Below are 19,250 nucleotides of genomic sequence, written 5' to 3'. Positions count from 1 at the left end.
GCACCGGGGCGGTGGGGCGGCGGCGCTGCTTGCCGAAGACCAGCTCCCAGAGCAGGTTGCGGCCCGGCTCGCCGGTGATCATCGACTGGATCTGAGCCCGGTTGTGGAAGTGGCCGTCGCGGAACTGCGGGGAGCGGGCCGCCCGTTCCGCCCGGGCTCCGGTGAGTCGCCCGCCGAGCTGCGCCGGCACGTCCCGCGCCGCGTACGCCAGACCGGCCACCGCGGCCAGCCCCGCCAACCGCCACAGCCGCCCGCTGATGGCCGAACCCGGTTGCCCGTCCGCTGGTGCCCGCATCGTCTTTCCCCTCCGCCATCTCCCGTCGTACACGGTAGTCACCGTGTCGACGCCCGAGCGCCACTACCGGGAGTGGCCGGGCGGGAGGCGAGCCGGCGGCACAGCCGGCGTCCGGCCGCCGCGCCGGCGGACGCGGCCGTGTCGCCGACCGACCGGAGCAGGCCCGGCAGGTCGGGCAGCCAGCCGCCCCGCACCGCCTCGCCGGCCGGGTGGGGCCGGAACACCACGCCCTCGGTCGGCGGCACCGGCCGGTCGGTCAGGCCACCGAGGCGCATCAGCGGCCCGACCAGCACGTCGTAGAGGCCCGGCAGTGCGGTGAAAGCCACTCGCATGATCAGGTTGAGCCGGCCCACCGAGATCTCCCGGCGCGGCCGGTCGGCGCAGTCGACGACGGCCCGGGCCACCCGCTCGGGGGTGGTGATCGGCAGCGGAGGCCGCCCGACCCGGCCGGCATAGTTGGCCGCCTGCTGGTAGACCGGGGTGTCGACACTGCCGGGGGTGATCAGGCAGACCTGGACCCCGGGCAGGTCCCGGGACTCCTGCCGCAGCACCCGGGACAGGCCGTGCAGACCCCACTTGCTGGTCACGTACGCGCCGAGGTAGGGCGCGGTGACGTGGCCGAGCACCGAGCCGGTGAGGATCAACGTGCCGCGCCGCGCCAACCGGAAGTGCCGCAGCGCGGCCCGCGCGGCCGCGGCGGCGGCCAGCAGGTCGGTCCGGACCACCTGGTCGAACACCTCCGCCGGGGTCTGGTCGAACCGCCCGTACGCCATCACCACGGCGGTGTGCACCCACACGTCGATCCGGCCGAACTCGGCGACCGCGGTGGCGGCCAGGGCGTCGAGCGCGCCGGTTTCGGTGACGTCGGTGGGCACGTCGCGCACCTCCGCGCCGACTTGCCGACACTCGTCGCGGACCTGGGCGAGGGTCTCGGGGGAACGGGCCGCGAGGACCAGGCGGTCACCGCGACCGGCGAACTCCCGGGCGGTGGCGCGGCCGATGCCGCTGCTCGCACCGGTGATCACCACCACCCGGCTCACGGCGCGAGCACGACCTTCACGCAGCCGTCCCGCTTCTGCTGGAACATCTCGTACGCCCGCGGCGCCTCGGCCAGCGGCATCCGGTGGGTGCGCAGGTCCGCCACGCCCAGCGGGTCGTCGTCGGCGGTGAGCAGCGGCACGATCTCGTCGGTCCAGCGGCGTACGTGGCACTGGCCCATCCGTAGCTGGACGCCCCGGTCGAACATCTCCATCAGCGGCAGCGGGTCCACCTCGCCGCCGTAGACGCCGGTGACGGAGACGGTGCCGCCGCGGCGGACCGCCTTGAGCGCGGCCGTGAGGACCACCAGCCGGTCGACGCCGACCCGGTCGGTCATCGCCCGGGCCAGTGGGTCCGGTAGCAGCCCGGCGGCGGTCTGGGCGATCCTGCCCAGCGGAGCGCCGTGCGCCTCCATGCCGACGGCGTCGATGACCGCGTCCGGCCCGCGCCCGTCGACCAGGTCGACCAGGGTGCCCGGCACGTCGTCGAGCTGGTTGACGTCGAGCGTCTCGACACCGTGCCGGCGGGCCATCTCCAGCCGCTCCGGCACCAGGTCCAGCCCGATCACCCGGTCCGCGCCGAGGTGGCGGCCGATCCGGGCGCAGAGCTGGCCCACCGGGCCGAGACCGAAGACCGCCAGGGTGCCGCCGGGCGGGGTGTCGGCGTACCGCACCGCCTGCCAGGCGGTGGGCAGGATGTCGCTGAGGTAGAGGTAGCGCTCGTCCGGGCCGTCCTCCGGGATCCTGATCGGGCCGAACTGCGCCTGTGGGACCCGCAGGTACTCGGCCTGCCCGCCCGGGACCGAGCCGTAGAGCGAGGTGTAGCCGAACAGGGCGGCGCCCTTGCCCGTCGAGGTCACCTGTGTGGTCTCGCACTGCGCGTAGAGCTGCCGGTCGCACATCCAGCAGTGCCCGCAGGCGATGTTGAACGGCACGACCACCCGGTCGCCGGGCTTGAGTCCGGTCACCTCGGGACCGACCTCCTCGACGACGCCCATCGGCTCGTGCCCGAGGATGTCGCCCGGCTTCAGGTACGGCCCGAGCACCTCGTACAGGTGCAGGTCGGAGCCGCAGATCGCGGTGGAGGTGATCCGGACGATCGCGTCGGTCGGCTCCTCGATCGTCGGGTCCGGCACCTTCTCCACCCGGACGTCCCGTTTGCCGTGCCAGGTCACTGCCCTCATCGGCGGTCCCCTCTCCCTGCGTCCCGGGGTATGTGCTACCCGGGCGGGCGGGGTTGAACCGGTGGTGTCGGTCCCGTCACCGAGGGTGGTGCGCGTCGGACCGCGCCTGATAACCCCTCAGATGCGCCACGTGGGGGCATTCCAGTCGAGGAATACCCCCACGTGCGGGTAACGGTGATCGATGGACACCCGAGGGTCGGCCGTCGGATCAGGGCTCAGGAGCCCGGCTTGCCGCCGTTCTTGGCGGTCGCCGCCAGGTAGTCGCGGTTGAGCCGGCCGATGGTGTTCAGCGGGATGCCCTTCGGGCAGACCACGGTGCACTCACCGGCGTTGGTGCAGCCGCCGAAGCCGGCCTCGTCGTGGGCGTCCACCATGCCGACCACCCGGGTGTACCGCTCCGGCTGCCCCTGCGGCAGCAGCGAGAGCTGGGTGACCTTGGCGGCGGTGAAGAGCATCCCCGAGCCGTTCGGGCAGGCCGCCACGCAGGCGCCGCAGCCGATGCAGGCGGCCGACTCGAAGGCGGCGTCGGCGTCGGCCTTGGGCACCGGGGTGGAGTGCGCCTCCGGGGCGCTGCCGGTCGGGGCGGTGATGTAGCCACCAGCGGCGATGATCTTGTCGAAGGCGTTCCGGTTGACCACCAGATCCTTGATCACCGGGAAGGCCCGGGCCCGCCACGGCTCGATGTCGATCGTCTCGCCGTCGGAGAACTGCCGCATGTGCAGCTGGCACGCGGTGGTGCCGCGCTGCGGCCCGTGCGCGTCGCCGTTGATCATCAGGCCGCACATGCCGCAGATGCCCTCGCGACAGTCGTGGTCGAACGCGACCGGCTCCTCACCGGAGAGGATCAACCGCTCGTTGAGCACGTCGAGCATCTCCAGGAACGACATGTCCGGGGAGACGTCCTCGACCTGGTAGGTCACCATCCGACCCTTGTCCTCAGGGCCCTTCTGGCGCCAGATGCGCAGGGTCAGATTCACTTGTAGCTCCGCTGCGTGGGGTGGACGTATTCGAACTTCAGGTCTTCCTTGTGCAGCACGGCCGGCTCCCCGGTGCCCGTGTACTCCCAGGCCGCCACGTAGGCGAACCGGTCGTCGTCGCGCTGCGCCTCACCGTCGGGGGTCTGGTGCTCGGCCCGGAAGTGGCCGCCGCAGGACTCCTCGCGGTGCAGGGCGTCGACGCACATCAGCTCGGCCAGTTCGAAGAAGTCGGCCACCCGGCCGGCCTTCTCCAGCGACTGGTTGAGCCCCTCGCCGTCACCCGGGACGCGGACCCGCTGCCAGAACTGCTCGCGCAGGGCCCGGATCTCGTCGATCGCCTTGCGCAGCCCGGCCTCGGTGCGTTCCATGCCGCAGTGCTCCCACATGATCTGACCCAGCTCACGGTGGAACGAGTCCACCGTGCGGTCGCCGTCGACGGCGAGCAGCCGGGTGATCCGGTCCTCCACGTCGCGGCGGGCCTGCACGGCGGCCGGGTGGCTGGCGTCGATGGCCTCGAACGGGCCGGCGGCCAGGTAGTTGGCGATGGTGGCGGGCAGCACGAAGTAGCCGTCGGCGAGACCCTGCATCAGCGCCGACGCACCGAGCCGGTTCGCGCCGTGGTCGGAGAAGTTCGCCTCGCCGATCACGAACAGCCCGGGGATGGTGGACTGCAGGTCGTAGTCGACCCAGAGGCCGCCCATCGTGTAGTGCACGGCCGGGTAGATCCGCATCGGGACCTCGTACGGGTCCTCGCCGGTGATCCGCTCGTACATCTCGAAGAGGTTGCCGTACTTGGCCTCGATGGCCTTGCGGCCGAGCCGGTTGATCGCGTCGGCGAAGTCGAGGTAGACGCCGAGCTTGGTCGGCCCGACCCCGCGGCCCTCGTCGCAGACGTTCTTCGCGGCGCGAGAGGCGATGTCGCGGGGAACCAGGTTGCCGAAGGAGGGGTAGATCCGCTCCAGGTAGTAGTCCCGCTCGTCCTCGGGGATGTCGCGCGGCGCGCGGTCGTCGCCCTTGGCCTTCGGCACCCACACCCGGCCGTCGTTGCGCAGCGACTCGCTCATCAGGGTCAGCTTCGACTGGTGGTCGCCGGAGACCGGGATGCAGGTCGGGTGGATCTGCGTGTAGCAGGGGTTGGCGAAGTACGCGCCCTTGCGGTGCGCCCGCCAGGTGGCCGTGACGTTGCAGCCCTTGGCGTTGGTGGAGAGGTAGAAGACGTTGCCGTAGCCGCCGGAGGCGAGCACCACCGCGTCGGCCATCTCGGTGCTGATCTCGCCGGTGACCAGGTCCCGGACCACGATGCCCCGGGCCTTGCCGTCGACGACGACCAGCTCCAGCATCTCGTGCCGGGCGTTCATCTCCACGTTGCCGAGGCCGATCTGCCGCTCCAGCGCCTGGTACGCGCCGAGCAGCAGCTGCTGGCCCGTCTGCCCGCGGGCGTAGAAGGTGCGCTGCACCTGCGCGCCGCCGAAGGAGCGGGTGTCGAGCAGGCCGCCGTACTCGCGGGCGAACGGCACACCCTGGGCCACGCACTGGTCGATGATGTTGACCGAGACCTCGGCCAGCCGGTGCACGTTCGACTCGCGCGAGCGGAAGTCACCGCCCTTGACCGTGTCGTAGAAGAGCCGGTGGACCGAGTCGCCGTCGTTGCGGTAGTTCTTGGCGGCGTTGATGCCACCCTGCGCGGCGATGGAGTGCGCCCGGCGTGGGCTGTCCTGGTAGCAGTACGACTTGACCCGGTAACCCTGCTCGGCCAGGGTCGCCGCGGCCGAGCCGCCGGCCAGGCCGGTGCCCACCACGATCACGGTCATCTTGCGCCGGTTCGCCGGGTTGACCAGCTTGGCGGAGAAGCGGCGGCGTTCCCAGCGGGTCTCGATCGGACCCTCGGGGGCCTTGGTGTCGGCGATCGGGTCGCCCTCGGTGTAGAGATCCATGATCAGCGCACCAATCCGATGAGTACGGCGAACGGCACCACCAGGTAGCCGGCGGTCAGCGCGACGGCGAAGACCAGCGCGAGGTTCTTGGCCCGGCGCTCACCCTTCGGCGTCTGCTGGCCGAGGCTGCGGAACGCGCTGAAGGCGCCGTGGCGCAGGTGGAAGCCGAGGGCGACCACCGCGAGGGTGTAGAAGAGGGTCACGTACCAACGGTCGGGTGCGAAGTCCGCCACCACGTTGGCCTGCGGCCGGGTCGGGTCGCCGACCGGGTTCAGGTGACCGGTGGTCAGGTCCAGGATGTGGTAGATCACGAAGAGCCCGATGATCACTCCACCCCAGCGCATGGTGCGGGCGGCGTAGCTGCCCTGGACCTTCCTGCGGTGGGCGTACCGGACCGGGCGGGCGGCGCGCGCGCGCAGCGCCAGCACGGTGGCGGCCCAGATGTGCGCGACAAGGGCAGCCAGCAGCGCGCCGCGCTGCAGCCACAGGTACCAGCCGGCGGGCAGCAGGGGGCTACCCAGCTCGCGCAGCCAGTGGGCGTAGTGGTTGAACGACTCGGCACCGGCGAAGATCTTCAGGTTGCCGAGCATGTGGGCGATGAGGAACAGCACGAGGAGAAGGCCCGTCACCGCCATGACGGCCTTGAGACCGACGTTCGAGCGGATGGGCGACCGGGTTTGCGTGACTACCACGTGATGGACGCTAGAAGCACTTTGATCAGTCGTCCAATGCATCGACCTCGCAGTCTTGATAGCCGTAGGCTATCCAGGTGCAGCTCCATCAGCTGAAATACTTCGTCGCGGTCGCTGAAGTACGACATTTCACCCAAGCCGCTGACCTGGTCGGCATCACCCAGCCGTCGTTGAGTAAGCAAATTCACGCCCTGGAGACCGACCTCGGGGCCCCGCTCTTCGAACGGGTAAGGGGCAACATCACCCTCACCACGGCCGGTGAGGTGCTGCTGCCGCTGGCCAAGCGGATCCTCGCCGACGTGGAGACCGCCACCCGCGAGGTGCAGGAACTGGTCGGCCTGCGCCGGGGGCGGGTCCGCCTCGGCGCCACCCCCAGCCTGGCCACCTCGCTGGCACCGCCGGTGCTGCGTCGGTTCCGCGACGCCCACCCCAGCGTCGACCTGCGGGTCGAGGAGGGCGGCTCGCAGGATCTCGTACGCCTCCTGCTCCGCGGCGACCTCGACCTCGCCCTGATCATCATGCCGGCACAGGGCGCCGACCCCGGGCTGCGTGTCGACCCCATCCTGCGGGAGAGCCTGGTCGTCGCCTCCGTCGACCCGCTGCCCGCCGCGCACTGGACCGGCCAGGTGCGCGTCACCGACCTGCGCGACCAGCCGTTGGTGATGTTCCGCGAGGGCTACGACCTGCGCGACGCCACCCTCCAGGCCTGCCGGGCCGCCGGATTCGAGCCGACCGTCGCGGTCGACGGCGGGGAGATGGACGCCGTGCTCAGCCTCGTCGAGGCGGGCCTCGGCGTCGCCCTCGTCCCCGGCATCGTGGTCGCCCGCCGGGCCGGCGTACGGGTCACCCGGCTTGCCCCGCCCGGCGTACGGCGGACCATCGCGGTGGCCCGGCGGCGCGACGTGGTACCCACCCACGCCGGCCGGGAACTGCGCCGGATCCTGCTGGAGTACGTGCACGACGCCACCGGCGGCGACGAACTGCCCCCGGGCGTGGAACCGCTCTGACCGCACCGGTCGCGCACGCTGGAAGACGTCGCACCGGCCGTGCCACCCCTACGCTGCCCACATGGCACCTGCCGGCCGCGCCGTGGTGATCGGCGCCAGCATGGGCGGTCTGCTCGCCGCCCGCGCCCTGACCGACGCGTACGCCGAGGTGATCCTGCTCGACCGGGACGACCTGCCGGCGACCCCGACCAGCCGACGCGGCGTGCCCCAGGGACGCCAGCTGCACGTGCTGCTGGACCGGGGACGGCAGGTGCTCGTCGACCTGTTCCCCGGCATCGGCGAGGAACTGACCGCCCGGGGCGCCTGCCCGGTCGACCTGCACGGCGAGGTCCACTGGTACAACGACGGGCACCGGATGCGCCGCGCCCCCTCCGACCTGGTCGCCTACGGCATGAGCCGGCCGCTGCTGGAGCAGGTGGTGCGGGAGCGGGTCGCCGTCCTGCCCGGCGTGCGGGTGCTGTCCGGGCACACGGTCACCGGCCTGCTCACCGAGGGTGACGGGGCCCGCGTCACCGGTGTGCGGGCGGTCCCCACCGGAGCGGACCGGACCGAGACCACCATCGACGCCGACCTGGTCGTCGACGCCGGCGGCCGGGGCAGCCGCAGCCCGGTCTGGCTCGCCGAGCTCGGCTACCCGGCCGCGCCGGAGGAACGGGTCGGAGTCGACGTCACCTACGTCACCCGCACCTACCGGCGGGAGCCGGGCCAGCTGGAAGGGCTGCTGGGCGCGCTGGTCAACGCGATGCCGGGCCGGCCTCGCGCCGGCATCGTCGCCCCGCACGAGGACGGCCGGTTCGCGGTGGTGCTCAGCGGCGTGCTCGGGGAGCAGCCGCCCACCGACGACGAGGGCATGGCCGCGTTCGCCGACTCGTTGTCCGCCCCGCAGATCGGTGAGCTGCTGCGCACCGCACTGCCGGCGAGCGAACCGGTCCGGATGGGCTACCCGGCCAGCGTCCGCCGCCGCTACGAACGGCTGCGCCACCTGCCCGAAGGGCACCTGGTCTTCGCCGACGCGTTGTGCAGCTTCAACCCGATCTACGGGCAGGGCATCACGGTGGCCTCGCTGGAGGCACTGCTGCTGCGCCGGCTGCTCGCCGAGGGCGGTGACCGGCTGGCCCGGCGCTTCTACCGAGGTGCGGCTCGGCTGATCGACGGCCCGTGGCAGATCTCCGTCGGCACCGACCTGCGCTTCCCCGAGGTCGCCGGTCGACGCACCCTCACGGTACGGCTGGTCAACGCCTATGTCGCCCGGCTGCACGCGGCAGCCACCACGGACGCGGACCTCGGCGCGGCCTTCCTGCGGGTGATCAACCTGGTCGACCCGCCGACCCGGCTGCTCACCCCGGGCCGGGTGCTGCGCGTGCTGCGCGGGCCGCGTCCGGCCCCGGCGTCGGTCCGGCCGGAGCGCCACCCGGCCTGACCGGCGGGCGGGATCAGCGCCCCTCGACCTCGTCCATCGCCCGGTAGATCCGCTGCTCCGACACCGGGTACGGGGTGCCCAGCGCCTGCGCGAAGACGTTCACCCGCAGCTCCTCGATCATCCACCGGATCTGCCGGACCGCCGCCGAGTTCCGCCGCGCTGGCGGCAGCGCGGCCAGCAGGTCGGCGTACTCCTTGCGCACCACCGCGATGCGGTCCTGCTGTTGGCGGTCCCGCTGCGGGTTGCCGGGAAGCCGGTCCAGCCGCCGTTCGATCGCGGTCAGGTAGCGCAGCAGGTCGGGCAGGCGGGCGTACCCGGTCTCGGTGATGAAGCCGGCGTGCACCAGGCCGGAGAGCTGCTGGCGGATGTCGGCCAGGGCGGCCACCACGGCCAGGTTCTGGGTCTTGCCGAGCCGCTGCTCCACCGCGTACGCGGCGGCGAGCACCCTGCGGACCCGGTCCATCACGTCGACCACCGTGTCGACCAGGTCGGCGCGGACCCGCTCGCGCAGCGCGGCGAAGCCGTCGGCGTCCCAGGCGGGGCCACCCGCGTCGGCTACCAACTTGTCGATCGCCGCGCCCGCCGCGTCCTCGATGAGCTGCTGCACCCCGCCGTGCGGGTTACGGCTCAGCGCCAGCTTCGCCTCGTTGGAGAGCCGGCCCTGCAGGAACCTCGCCGGGGACGGCACGGTCAGCCGCAGCAGCCGGCGGGTGCCCGCCCAGTGCGCGGCCTCCTGCTCGGCGGGGGAGTCGAACACCTTCACCCCGACGGTGGCGCCCTCGTCCACCAGCGCCGGGTACGCGGTCACCGCGTACCCGGCGCGGACCTGCTCGATGGTGCGGGGGAGAGAGTCGATGCTCCACTCCTTCAGGCCCGTCCGGGCGACGTCCGGCGCGGCGGCGGCCACGACCTGGCGTACCTCCTGGCGGAGCTGGCGTTGCAGGGCGGCGAGGTCCTTGCCCTCGGCGACCGGCCGGTTCTCCTCGTCGAGCACCCGGAAACCGACCCGCAGGTGCGGCGGGAGCTTGCCGACGTCCCACGCCTCGCGCGGGACGGTGACCCCGGTCATCCGGCGTAGCTGCCGGGTCAGCGCGTCGAGCAGCGGCTCCTCGCCGGGGGTGATCGCCGCCAGGGCGGCGCGGGCGTAGTCCGGCACCGGGACGAAGTTGCGGCGCACCGCCTTGGGCAGCGACCGGATCAGCGCGATGACCAGCTCCTCGCGCAGTCCCGGCACCTGCCAGTCGAAGCTTTCCGCCGGGACCTGGTTGAGCAGCGGCAGCGGGATGTCGACGGTGACGCCGTCGCTGGGGGCGGTCGGGTCGAAGGTGTACGTCAGCGGCAGGGTGACCCCGTCGGCCCGCCACTGGTCCGGGTAGTCGGCCTCGTCGACCCCGCCCCGGCCGGCGTTGACCAGCAGGTCGCGGGTGAAGGTGAGCAGGTCGGGGTGTTCCCGGCGGGTCTGCTTCCACCAGGCGTCGAAGTGCCGGCCGGAGACCACGTCGGCGGGGATCCGCTCGTCGTAGAACTGGAAGATCGTCTCGTCGTCGACCAGGATGTCGCGCCGCCGGGCCCGGTTCTCCAGCTCCTCGACCTCGGCGCGCAGCCGCTGGTTGTCCTGCCAGAACGGGTGGTGGGTGGACCAGTCACCCTCGACGAGGGCGTGCCGGATGAACAGCTCCCGGCTCAGCCCCGGGTCGATCCGCCCGAAGTTGACCTTGCGGGAGGTGACGATCGGGATGCCGTACAGGGTGACCTTCTCGTAGGCCATCACCGCGGCCTGCTTCTTCTCCCAGTGCGGCTCGCTGTAGCTGCGCTTGACCAGGTGCTGCGCCAACGGCTCGACCCACTCCGGCTCGATGCGACCGGCGACCCGGCCCCACAGCCGGGAGGTCTCCACCAGCTCGGCGGCCATCACCCAGCGCGGTGGCTTCTTGAACAGCGCCGAACCGGGGAAGATCGCGAACTTCGCGCCCCGCGCGCCCAGGTACTCGTGCTTCTGCGCGTCCTTGAGCCCGATCTGCGACAGCAGGCCGGGCAGCAGCGACTGGTGCACCTTCGGAGTGTCGATCTCCTCGGGCAGGTCCGCGCCGACGCCGCGCCGGCCGTCGCCGTCGGCGTCGCGCGCCGGTCGCCCACCCCGGCCTCCCTCCGGCGTACGCAACACCTGCCGCAGTTGGCTGACGATGTCCTGCCACTCGCGCACCCGCAGGTAGTTCAGGTACTCCGCCTTGCACATCCGGCGGAACGCGCTGGACGACAGCGCCCGCTGCTGCTCCCGCAGGTACCGCCACAGGTTCAGGTACGCGACGAAGTCCGACTCGGAGTCGGCGAACCGGGCGTGCGCCTGGTCGGCCTGGGCCTGCTTCTCCGCCGGCCGCTCGCGCGGGTCCTGGATGGACAGCGCGGCGGCGATCACGACGACCTCGGTGGCACAGCCGTTGCGTTCGCCCTCGATCACCATCCGGGCCAGCCGGGGGTCGACCGGGAGCTGCGCCAGCCGCCGGCCCAGCGGGGTGAGCCGCTTCGTCGGGTCGGTCTGGGTGGGGTCGAGCGCACCCAGCTCCTGCAGCAGGCTGACGCCGTCGGCGATGTGCCGCCGGTCAGGCGGGTCGATGAACGGGAAGGCGGCGATGTCGCCGAGCCCGATCGAGGTCATCTGGAGGATGACCGAGGCGAGGTTGGTGCGCAGGATCTCCGGGTCGGTGAACTCGGGGCGGGCGGCGAAGTCCTGCTCGTCGTAGAGGCGGATGCAGATGCCGTCGGAGGTGCGGCCGCAGCGGCCCTTGCGCTGGTTCGCCGACGCCTGGGACACCGGCTCGATGGGCAGCCGCTGCACCTTCAGCCGGCTGGAGTAGCGGGAGATCCGGGCGGTGCCCGGGTCCACCACGTACTTGATGCCGGGGACGGTCAGCGACGTCTCCGCGACGTTGGTGGCCAGCACCACCCGGCGGCCGGTGTGCGGGGCGAAGACCCGGTGTTGCTCGGCGGTGGACAGCCGGGCGTACAGCGGAAGGATCTCGGTGCCGAGCAGGGTCCGCTTCTTCTGCACCAGCTTGCCCAGCGCCTCGGCGGTGTCCCGGATCTCCCGCTCACCGCTGAGGAAGACCAGGACGTCGCCGGGCCCCTCGGCGGCCAACTCCTCGACCGCGTCGCCGATGGCCTGGATCTGGTCGCGGACGTTCTCCTCGTCGGCGTCCTCCTCGTCGGCGTCGATGACCTCGACCAGTGGTCGGTACCGCACCTGGACCGGGTAGGTCCGCCCGGAGACCTCGACGACCGGGGCGGGCTCGCCGTCGGGTGCGTCCTCGGTCGGTGGACCGGCGAAGTGCCGGGCGAACCGACCGGTCTCGATGGTGGCCGAGGTGATGATCACCTTCAGGTCGGGGCGGCGGGGCAGGAGCTGCTTCAGGTAGCCGAGGATGAAGTCGATGTTGAGGCTGCGCTCGTGCGCCTCGTCGATGATCAGCGTGTCGTACTGGCGCAGCATCCGGTCGGTCTGCAACTCGGCCAGGAGGATGCCGTCGGTCATCAGCTTGACCAGGCTGTTGTCGCCGACCTGGTCGGTGAAGCGGACCTTGTAGCCGACCACCTCGCCCAGTTCGGTGCCCAGCTCCTCGGCGATCCGGTCGGCGACGGTGCGGGCGGCGAGCCTGCGGGGCTGGGTGTGCCCGATCAGCCCGTGCACGCCGCGCCCCAGCTCCAAGCAGATCTTGGGCAGCTGGGTGGTCTTGCCGGAGCCCGTCTCGCCGGCCACGATCACCACCTGGTGGTCGCGGATGGCGGCGGCGATGTCGTCCTTGCGTTCGCTGACCGGTAGCTGCGCCGGGTAGGTGATCGCCGGCACGGCGGCCCGCCGGGCGGCCAGCCGGGACTCGGCCCGTGCCACCTCGGTGGCGATCTCGGCCAGCGCGCTGTCACGCCGCTGCGGATCCTTGACCTTCCGGACGCCGTCCAACCGCCGCTGGAGGCGTCGCTGGTCGCGGAACATCAGGGAGTCCAGGCGGCGGTGCAGCTCGCGGACGGTGGCGGGTGCGGCGGGATTCTGCATGTCGTCGCCAAGGATAGGCAGCCCCACGGCGGACCGCTTCCGGGTTACCGCCGACGCCGTGGCAGGCTGCGGGCTGAGCCGGGCCGAGGCGTCTCAATCTGCCGCAAGTAGCGGTGTCCTCTCGCTGGGATGGCCCATCGTGGCGCAGACGGAGTCGATCTTGAGGGGGCTGTCGTTCGAGGTACGGCGGCGTCGCTGCCGGGGAACGCGGCCTGGCGGGGCTAGGCTGTCCGGCGACAGGACGGGGGCGCGAGATGGACATGCTGGACACGGACCGAGCGTTGGTCCAGGCCGCGACCGCGGTCGCCAAGCTGCGCTGCCGCAGCGACCGGCACACCGTCGCCGCCGCGGCCCGGACGGCCGACGGGCGGGTCTTCAGCGGGGTGAACGTCGCGCACTTCACCGGCGGCCCCTGCGCCGAACTGGTCGTCCTCGGAACCGCCGCGACCCAGGGCGTCAGTGAGCTGGAGGCCATCGTCGCGGTGGGCGACCGCGGGCGGGGAGTGGTGCCGCCCTGCGGGCGGTGCCGCCAGGTGCTGCTCGACCATGTGCCCTCGATCCACGTGATCGTCGGCCCGATGGACGCCCTGCGGCTGGTGCCGGTGGCCGACCTGCTCCCCGAGACGGACAGCTGGGCGGATCAGCGGCTCGACGCCTCCGCGCTGGTCCGTACCGGGCAGTGGCCGATGCCGACCGTCCCGGCCAGCCGTCAGGCCTCGGAGGACTGAGCGGCTTTTCCTGCGGACCGGTCCCCTGCCCGGGTGCGGGTAGGCGCGGCCGGCGGGCGGCTTCCAGTCACGAAACGGTGGCCTCCCGTCGAGGGAGGCCACCGTTTCGCTGCGGCGGCCGTCTGCCGGCTCGCCGTTGATCCTGGCCGGTGCCGACCGTCGGGGTGTCGGCGGGCCAGCGCCCGGGCGGCACGCGGCCATCACCAGGCGGGCACCACCGGGGTTACGCCGGGCCCGTCGGGTGAAGGTGCTGTCGGCGGTGCGGGTTACGCGGCGGTGGCGCCGTCCGAGCCAGGCTGGTCAGGAGCGGGCGGTGTCGACGGCGCGGGTGCGGCGGCCGAACAGGAGGTGGTCGACGCTGAACCGGCTGGCGCCCACCGCGGCCAGCAGCAGGCTCGCCGCGCCGAGGGTGAGGACGTACTCGTAGCCGCCCTGGTCGATGAAGAGGCCCTTGCCGGCGTGCACGAAGAGGAACGCGCCGGCCATGGTCACCGCCAGCAGCAGGCCGGCGATCGGGAGGCCCGCGCCGACGATCAGCGCCGCGCCGCCGATCAGCTCGACCAGCGCGGCGAACCACGCCGAGAGGGTTGGCAGCGGCACGCCGGCCTGGTCGAAGAAGGCGGCGGTGCCGTCGATGCCGTTGGTGACCAGCTTCTGCCAGCCGTGGGCGAAGAAGACGATGCCGATGCCGACCCGGGCGAGCAGGATCACGACGTCACGGACGGGAGTGGGCGGGGTCATGCGGTTCTCCTCGGTCTGGGCGTACGACTGTCGGACCCGCGCTGCCGACCGCCGGCCGGTAGGCCACGGCTGGCGCGCGAGCCATCGAAGCCGACCGTAGCGAGAAACTGTTGAACGCTCAACTTTTACGCGTTGCTTGAGAGTCTGGTCACGACGCGCGCCCCGGCGCCTGCGGCGAATCGGGGTATCCGCATCGTCGGATACCCCGATTCGCCGCATGACAAGGGTGGGTGGTCAGGCGGCGGTGGACCAGATGGCGCGGAACGCGGCGGCCTCCCCGGCCAGCCACTGCTCCACCTGCTCGGGCTTGGCGTCGGCGGGCATCCGGTGCGCCACACCGCGCCGCACGTCGACCAGGACCGGCTCGGCGTGCGGCAGCACCGCGTCCATGTGTCGGGCCATCAGGTGCAGGGTGGCCAGCGTCGCCTCCCCGCTCGGCTGGGCCTCGTCGAAGTGCAGTCGGACCGCCTCGGCGCGACCGTCGGCGTATCGGACACCGAAGTGCGGGTTGATCTTGACGGGCAGGTCGCCGAGCATGGCGAGCGCGTCACGGGTCTGCGCCAGGTCGACGCCGGCCGGGTCGCCGAGGGACTCCAGCCAGGCCGACGCACCCGGAACCAGCGCCTGGTAGAGCGGGCGCCAGCGGGGCTTGACCAGATCGGCCACCTGCGCCAGGTGGGTGCCACCGGTGTGAAAGGCGACGTCGGCCTTCAGGGCCTTGACGAACTGGCCGTGCGGGTTGAAGCCGGAGCGGCTGGCCCGCTGACGGCGCAGACCACCGACGAAGGTGGCCTTGGTTGGTCCGGTGCGGTCGACGTACCGGGTGAAACCGAGGAGGGTGGCGTAGGGGGTGATCGGGGCGGCGGAGGTGGGCGCGGTCATGGGCGTCCTCCCAGGTCAGCGGCTCGATTAGTACATACATTCTAATCGACGGGTGTGACATCTCCCAGGGAATCGGAGCCCCGGTTTGGTTGAGTCCGCTGCCAGCCGGCCACCCCGATCGAAGGGGCCGACGGTGCGGCCCCGGTGCCTAGAAGGTGGCCAGCCCTGAGGCGGCAGAGCGTTCCATGAGCAGCGGTCGCCCCGCCGGGGGTCAGCCGGCGTTCTCGTCGCGGAGGCCGATGCAGTCGTACCTCCAGAACGCGTCGGAGTACACGAACGTCCCGACGCAGCGGTCGGATCATCGCGACGGAGGGCATCCCACCAGATCCGCCACGGTGCCGCCGGGTTCGCCGCCGAAGGCGTGCCGGTGGACCGAGCGCACCGGCTGGTGGTCATGGATTCGTTCATCCGAATCGGTATGGCCGGGACCGTATGCGACCGCCGCCGAGGCGACAAGCGGAGTCACCCCGGGACACCCTCGTGGTCATCGAGGCGACCCGCATCGTCTACACCGAGCACTGGCTTCGACGCGAGGGGTACGCCGCCCGCCAGTTCTGGCGGCGCGCGGCGACCTGAGCCGGCTGCCGGACGCCGTACGGCTCAGGGGCGGCGGTTGCGCAGCCCAGCCCGCAACCGGGCCACGTCCGCGGCGTCCTTGGCTCGCCGGGGCCGGCCCGGCACCCACACCGGCATCATCTGTTTGATCTCGATCTGCGCCGCCGGGCTGATGATCGGGCAACACACCCGCCCGATCCGTCCAGCTGGCCAGTCCAGCATGCCGGCCGGATACGGCTCGCCGGCCCACGGGCCGCCGCCCACCACGAGGCGACCCGCGGCGTCCCGCGCCAGCCAGGCAAAGCTCGACTCCTCGCCATCGCGCACGACGTCGAGTTGCTGCTGGACCGGCGGCCCGTCGACGGCCTGGAAACCGCGCCGCCGCAGCGCAGCCACACCTCGATCCGGGCGTCCGTCGCGATGTCCACGACCTCGCCGATCAATGCCCGCTGCCGGTTTGCCCGCTGCACGTCCACGCCGGGCAGCGTACGGGCGATGCTCCTACAACTGCCCGACGTCGGTGATCCGGACGACCGCGGCACCCGCCTCGTCCGACGCCGCGAGGTCGACCTCGGCGCTGATGCCCCAGTCGTGGTCGCCCTCCGGGTCGTCGAGGATCTGCCGTACCGTCCAGCGTTCCCGGCCCTGCTCGATCATCAGCAGCGCCGGCCCGCGCGCGTCGGGACCCACCCCGATCTCGTCGTACGAGGCGAAGTACGGCTCCAACGCGTCCGCCCAGGCGTCGGCGTCCCACCCGTCGGAGCCGTCGAGTTCGCCGAGGAGATCCCAGCGGCGCAGGGCGGCCAGCTCGACCCGGCGGAACAGCGCGTTGCGCACCAGCACCCGGAACGCCCGGGTGTTGCGGGTCACCGCCGGCGGCCGGTCGTCCAGGGCCGAGGCCACCTCGGCCACGTCGGACGGGTTGCGCAGCCGTTCCCACTCGTCGATCAGGCTGGAGTCCACCTGGCGCACCAACTCGCCCAGCCACTCGATGAGGTCGACCAGCTCCTCGGTCTTGGCGTCCTCCGGAACGGTCTGCCGCAGCGTCTTGTACGCGTCGGCGAGGTAGCGCAGTACCAGTCCCTCGGACCGGGTCAGCCCGTAGAACTGCACGTACTCGCCGAAGGTCATCGCCCGCTCGTACATGTCGCGGACCACGGACTTGGGGGAGAGCTGGTGGTCGGCGACCCAGGGGTGTCCCTGCCGGTACAGCTCGTACGCGTTGCCCAACAGTTCGGCCAGGGGCTTGGGCCAGGTCACCTCGTCGAGCAGTTCGAGGCGGGCCTCGTACTCGATGCCCTCGGCCTTCATCGCGGCGACCGCCTCGCCGCGCGCCTTGAACTGCTGGGCGGAGAGCACCTGGCGCGGGTCGTCGAGGATCGACTCGATCACCGAGAGCACGTCGAGCGCGTACGACGGGGACTCGACGTCGAGCAACTCGATGGCGGCCAACGCCAGCGGGGACAGCGGCTGGTTGAGCGCGAAGTCGAGCTGCAGGTCGACGGTGAGCCGGACCCGCCGGCCGGCCTCGTCGGGCGCGTCGAGTTGTTCGACCACGCCACCGGCGCGCAGCGCCCGGTAGATGGCGATGGCCCGGCGGATGTGCCGGCGCTGCGCGGCGCGGTCCTCGTGGTTGTCGGTGAGCAGGTGCCGCATCGCGGCGAACGCGTCGCCGGGACGGCCGATGACGTTGAGCAGCATCGAGTGGCTGACCTGGAAGCTGGAGGTCAGCGGCTCCGGCTCGGCCTCCACCAGCCGCTGGAAGGTCGGCTCACCCCAGCCGATCGAGCCCTCCGGCGGCTTTTTCTTGACCACCTTGCGGCGCTTCTTCGGGTCGTCGCCGGCCTTGGCCAGGGCCTTCTCGTTCTCGATGACGTGCTCGGGGGCCTGCACGACCACCCGCCCGAGGGTGTCGAAACCGGCCCGGCCGGCCCGCCCGGCGATCTGGTGGAACTCGCGGGCCTTGAGCAGCCGGGTCCGCACCCCGTCGTACTTCGACAGGCCGGTGAACAGGACGGTGCGGATCGGCACGTTGATGCCGACACCGAGGGTGTCGGTGCCGCAGATGACCTTGAGCAGCCCGGCCTGCGCCAGGGTCTCCACCAGGCGGCGGTACTTGGGCAGCATGCCGGCGTGGTGCACGCCGATGCCGTGGCGCACCAGCCGGGACAACGTCTTGCCGAAGCCGGAGGTGAACCGGAAGTTGCCGATCGCGGTGGCGATCATGTCCTTCTCGGCGCGGGTGCAGACGTTGACGCTCATCAGGGCCTGGGCGCGTTCCAGGGCGGCGGCCTGGGTGAAGTGCACGACGTACACCGGGGCCTGCTTGGTCTCCAGCAGTTCCTCCAGGGTCTCGTGCAGCGGCGTCATCGCGTACGAGAAGAGCAGCGGGACCGGCCGCTCGGCCGAACGCACGACGGCGGTCGGCCGGCCGGTACGCCGGGCCAGGTCGTCGACGAACCGGGTGGTGTCGCCGAGCGTGGCGGACATCAGGACGAACTGCGCCTGCGGCAGCTCGATCAGCGGTACCTGCCACGCCCAGCCCCGGTCCGGTTCGGCGTAGAAGTGGAACTCGTCCATGATCACCTGGCCGACGTCGGCCCGTGCGCCCTCCCGCAGCGCCAGGTTGGCCAGGATCTCGGCGGTGCAGCAGATGATCGGGGCGTCGGCGTTGACGCTGGCGTCGCCGGTGAGCATCCCGACGTTCTCCGCGCCGAAGACCTCGCAGAGCGCGAAGAACTTCTCCGACACCAGCGCCTTGATCGGGGCGGTGTAGAAGGTCGTCCGGTCCTCGGCCAGGGCCGCGAAGTGCGCCGCGATCGCGACCAGGCTCTTGCCGGAGCCGGTCGGGGTGTTCATGATCACGTTCGCGCCGGAGACGATCTCGATGACCGCCTCCTCCTGGTGCGGGTACAGCTCCAGGCCGCGCTCGGACGCCCAGCCGGCGAACGCGTCGTAGAGGGTGTCGGGGTCGGCGGTTCGCGGGAGCGCGGCGGTGAGAGTCATGGCGGCTCCCATCGTGCCCGGCGCACGCCCTTGCGCGCCAACCGGGGCCGGCCCCGGTGGGGGAGTGCGCGGGTCAGCGGCGGCGGTGGACCAGGTCGAAGATCTCCCGGTTGGCGGTCAGGGCCCGGCGTTCGAACTTGGTCACCGGCCGGTGCGCGGGTCGCGGCGCGAAGCCGCCGTGCACGTCGACCAGTTCCGGGTCGGCGGTGAGGGTGGCCCGCATCGCCTCGGCGTACTCGGCCCAGTCCGTGGCGCAGTGCAGCGTTCCGCCGGGACGCAGCCGGGACCGCAGCAGCGCCACGTGGACCGGCTGGATGATCCGCCGCTTGTGGTGCCGTGCCTTCGGCCACGGGTCGGGGAAGAAGACGTGCACCGCGTCCAGGCACCCCTCGGGCATCGCCCGGACCAGTTCCAGCGCGTCGCCCCGGGCCACCCGGACGTTGCCCAGGCCGTGCCGTTCCACCAGCTCCAACAGGTTGCCGATGCCCGGCGTGTGCACCTCGACCGCCAGGTAGTCCCGATCCGGGTCGGCCCCCGCCATGGCCGCCGTGGCGTCACCCATCCCGGAGCCGATCTCCAGCACCACCGGGGCACCGCGACCGAGTGACGCCGGGTCGAACGGGCCGTCCAGGGCCGCGATGTCGAGGCCGTACGCGGGCCAGAGACGTTCCAGGGCGTCCGTCTGGCGGCCGGTCATCCGGCCGCGCCGGGGATGGAAGGTGCGGATCCGGGCGGCGTGGGTGG

The 19,250-nt window shown here is 72.1% G+C and carries 14 protein-coding genes and 2 pseudogenes; 4 read left to right on the top strand and 12 right to left on the bottom strand.

Going from position 1 to position 19,250, the window contains the following annotated elements; all coding sequences use genetic code 11:
• The 6 genes and pseudogenes from E1182_RS19870 to E1182_RS19845 all read right to left on the bottom strand — a co-directional run.
• Positions 1-295 (bottom strand): annotated as a pseudogene (locus tag E1182_RS19870) (Zn-dependent hydrolase); the annotation flags it as partial.
• Positions 296-333: 38 nt separating this feature from the next.
• Positions 334-1,335 carry an SDR family NAD(P)-dependent oxidoreductase gene (locus E1182_RS19865; protein ID WP_132267477.1) on the bottom strand — a complete coding sequence of 334 codons (1,002 nt, stop codon included), beginning with the start codon at positions 1,333-1,335 and terminating at the stop codon, positions 334-336.
• Positions 1,332-2,516, bottom strand: a complete 1,185-nt coding sequence (locus E1182_RS19860) for a zinc-dependent alcohol dehydrogenase (protein ID WP_132267475.1) — start codon at positions 2,514-2,516, stop codon at positions 1,332-1,334. The genes E1182_RS19865 and E1182_RS19860 overlap by 4 nt, the downstream gene beginning before the upstream one ends.
• A 215-nt stretch (positions 2,517-2,731) precedes the next feature.
• Positions 2,732-3,493: a succinate dehydrogenase/fumarate reductase iron-sulfur subunit gene (locus E1182_RS19855; RefSeq protein WP_132267473.1), complete on the bottom strand. Its 762-nt coding sequence runs from the start codon at positions 3,491-3,493 to the stop codon at positions 2,732-2,734.
• On the bottom strand, positions 3,490-5,427 hold the full coding sequence (locus E1182_RS19850) for a fumarate reductase/succinate dehydrogenase flavoprotein subunit (RefSeq protein WP_132267471.1): 1,938 nt from the start codon (positions 5,425-5,427) through the stop codon (positions 3,490-3,492). The genes E1182_RS19855 and E1182_RS19850 overlap by 4 nt, the downstream gene beginning before the upstream one ends.
• 2 nt (positions 5,428-5,429) lie before the next feature.
• Complete coding sequence (locus tag E1182_RS19845; protein ID WP_132267469.1) at positions 5,430-6,161, bottom strand: succinate dehydrogenase cytochrome b subunit; 732 nt, start codon at positions 6,159-6,161, stop codon at positions 5,430-5,432.
• Positions 6,162-6,190: 29 nt separating this feature from the next.
• Here E1182_RS19845 and E1182_RS19840 point away from each other — a divergent pair, with 29 nt between their 5' ends.
• Together E1182_RS19840 and E1182_RS19835 are read left to right on the top strand one after the other, a co-directional pair.
• On the top strand, positions 6,191-7,126 hold the full coding sequence (locus tag E1182_RS19840) for a LysR family transcriptional regulator (protein WP_132267467.1): 936 nt from the start codon (positions 6,191-6,193) through the stop codon (positions 7,124-7,126).
• Positions 7,127-7,187: 61 nt separating this feature from the next.
• Positions 7,188-8,546: a squalene monooxygenase gene (locus E1182_RS19835; protein WP_132267465.1), complete on the top strand. Its 1,359-nt coding sequence runs from the start codon at positions 7,188-7,190 to the stop codon at positions 8,544-8,546.
• 13 nt (positions 8,547-8,559) lie between these two features.
• Here E1182_RS19835 and hrpA read toward each other — a convergent pair whose 3' ends face one another.
• A complete protein-coding gene (hrpA, locus tag E1182_RS19830; protein WP_132267463.1) occupies positions 8,560-12,594 on the bottom strand; it encodes an ATP-dependent RNA helicase HrpA in 4,035 nt (1,344 codons plus the stop codon).
• Positions 12,595-12,854: 260 nt separating this feature from the next.
• Here hrpA and E1182_RS19825 point away from each other — a divergent pair, with 260 nt between their 5' ends.
• Positions 12,855-13,322: a cytidine deaminase gene (locus E1182_RS19825; RefSeq protein WP_243706315.1), complete on the top strand. Its 468-nt coding sequence runs from the start codon at positions 12,855-12,857 to the stop codon at positions 13,320-13,322.
• Positions 13,323-13,622: 300 nt separating this feature from the next.
• On the opposite strand, the gene E1182_RS19820 is transcribed toward E1182_RS19825, so the two are convergent.
• Together E1182_RS19820 and E1182_RS19815 are read right to left on the bottom strand one after the other, a co-directional pair.
• Positions 13,623-14,063, bottom strand: coding sequence for a DoxX family protein (locus E1182_RS19820; protein WP_132267459.1), 441 nt, complete (start codon positions 14,061-14,063; stop codon positions 13,623-13,625).
• Between the two features lie 234 nt (positions 14,064-14,297).
• Positions 14,298-14,945, bottom strand: a complete 648-nt coding sequence (locus E1182_RS19815) for a hypothetical protein (RefSeq protein ID WP_132267457.1) — start codon at positions 14,943-14,945, stop codon at positions 14,298-14,300.
• A 447-nt stretch (positions 14,946-15,392) separates the two neighbouring features.
• Here E1182_RS19815 and E1182_RS19810 point away from each other — a divergent pair.
• Positions 15,393-15,543: pseudogene (locus E1182_RS19810) on the top strand (pyridoxamine 5'-phosphate oxidase family protein); the annotation flags it as partial.
• Positions 15,544-15,545: 2 nt separating this feature from the next.
• Here E1182_RS19810 and E1182_RS19805 read toward each other — a convergent pair.
• The 3 genes from E1182_RS19805 to trmB all read right to left on the bottom strand — a co-directional run.
• Positions 15,546-15,896 (bottom strand): hypothetical protein, encoded by a 351-nt coding sequence (locus tag E1182_RS19805; RefSeq protein WP_243706314.1) that lies wholly within the window; start codon positions 15,894-15,896, stop codon positions 15,546-15,548.
• A gap of 105 nt (positions 15,897-16,001) precedes the next feature.
• Positions 16,002-18,506 carry an RNA helicase gene (locus tag E1182_RS19800; RefSeq protein WP_132267455.1) on the bottom strand — a complete coding sequence of 835 codons (2,505 nt, stop codon included), beginning with the start codon at positions 18,504-18,506 and terminating at the stop codon, positions 16,002-16,004.
• 73 nt (positions 18,507-18,579) lie between these two features.
• The coding region (gene trmB / locus E1182_RS19795; RefSeq protein WP_371687576.1) for a tRNA (guanosine(46)-N7)-methyltransferase TrmB at positions 18,580-19,250 on the bottom strand (671 nt) is incomplete at its 5' end.

It is taken from the genome of Micromonospora sp. KC721, from assembly GCF_004348355.1.
Lineage (GTDB): Bacteria > Actinomycetota > Actinomycetes > Mycobacteriales > Micromonosporaceae > Micromonospora.
This window is presented reverse-complemented; position numbering and strand designations above follow the sequence as displayed.

Excerpts from the sequence above, each read along its gene's own strand:
- E1182_RS19850 (WP_132267471.1), bottom strand. The coding sequence starts at position 5,427 with ATGGATCTCTACACCGAGGGCGACCCGATCGCCGACACCAAGGCCCCC.
- E1182_RS19845 (WP_132267469.1), bottom strand. The coding sequence starts at position 6,161 with ATGCATTGGACGACTGATCAAAGTGCTTCTAGCGTCCATCACGTGGTA.
- E1182_RS19825 (WP_243706315.1), top strand. The coding sequence starts at position 12,855 with ATGCTGGACACGGACCGAGCGTTGGTCCAGGCCGCGACCGCGGTCGCC.
- E1182_RS19800 (WP_132267455.1), bottom strand. The coding sequence starts at position 18,506 with ATGACTCTCACCGCCGCGCTCCCGCGAACCGCCGACCCCGACACCCTC.
- E1182_RS19835 (WP_132267465.1), top strand. The coding sequence starts at position 7,188 with ATGGCACCTGCCGGCCGCGCCGTGGTGATCGGCGCCAGCATGGGCGGT.
- E1182_RS19815 (WP_132267457.1), bottom strand. The coding sequence starts at position 14,945 with ATGACCGCGCCCACCTCCGCCGCCCCGATCACCCCCTACGCCACCCTC.
- hrpA (WP_132267463.1), bottom strand. The coding sequence starts at position 12,594 with ATGCAGAATCCCGCCGCACCCGCCACCGTCCGCGAGCTGCACCGCCGC.
- E1182_RS19860 (WP_132267475.1), bottom strand. The coding sequence starts at position 2,516 with ATGAGGGCAGTGACCTGGCACGGCAAACGGGACGTCCGGGTGGAGAAG.
- E1182_RS19820 (WP_132267459.1), bottom strand. The coding sequence starts at position 14,063 with ATGACCCCGCCCACTCCCGTCCGTGACGTCGTGATCCTGCTCGCCCGG.